Below are 869 nucleotides of genomic sequence, written 5' to 3'. Positions count from 1 at the left end.
TCGCGTTTGCGGTCCTCCATGGCGGCTTCGGAGAGTCTGTCGTCGGCTCGGGTGGCGCCGCGTTCGGTGAGGCGGGAGGCGGTGATCTCGGTGATGACCTCCTCGATGGTGGCGGCGTGGGAGTCGACGGCGCCGGTGCAGGACATGTCGCCGACGGTGCGGTAGCGCACGGTGCGTATCTGTGTGTCCTCGCCGTCGCGGGGGCCGCCCCAGGTGCCGGGGGCGAGCCACATGCCGTTGCGGGCGAAGACCTCGCGTTCGTGGGCGAAGTAGATCGCGGGCAGTTCGATCTTCTCGCGGGCGATGTACTGCCAGACGTCGAGTTCGGTGAAGTTGGACAGGGGGAAGACGCGGACGTGTTCGCCGGGGGCGTGGCGGCCGTTGTAGAGGTCCCACAGTTCGGGGCGCTGGCGGCGGGGGTCCCAGCCGCCGAACTCGTCGCGCAGGGAGAAGACGCGTTCCTTGGCGCGGGCCTTCTCCTCGTCGCGGCGGCCGCCGCCGAAGACGGCGTCGAAGCGGTGGCGGGCGATGGCATCGAGGAGGGGGACGGTCTGCAGGGGGTTGCGGGTGCCGTCGGGGCGCTCGCGGACCCGCCCGGTGTCGATGGCCTCCTGGACGGAGGCGACGTGCAGGCGCAGTCCGTGCTCGGCGACGGTGCGGTCGCGGTGGGCGAGGACCTCGGGGAAGTTGTGCCCGGTGTCCACGTGCAGCAGCGCGAAGGGCAGCGGCGCCGGGGCGAAGGCCTTCAGCGCCAGGTGCAGCATGACGATGGAGTCCTTGCCACCGGAGAACAGCAGCACCGGCCGCTCGAACTCCCCCGCCACCTCACGGAAGACGTGCACCGCCTCCGACTCCAGCACCTCCAGGTG

The 869-nt window shown here is 71.2% G+C and carries 1 protein-coding gene; it reads right to left on the bottom strand.

What is annotated here, in order from left to right; all coding sequences use genetic code 11:
* The coding region (cysD, locus tag V7793_RS37945; protein WP_336014312.1) for a sulfate adenylyltransferase subunit CysD at window positions 1-869 on the bottom strand (869 nt) is incomplete at both ends.

This window comes from Streptomyces sp. KLMMK, from assembly GCF_036961605.1.
In the GTDB taxonomy this organism is placed as follows: domain Bacteria; phylum Actinomycetota; class Actinomycetes; order Streptomycetales; family Streptomycetaceae; genus Streptomyces; species Streptomyces telluris.
This window is presented reverse-complemented; position numbering and strand designations above follow the sequence as displayed.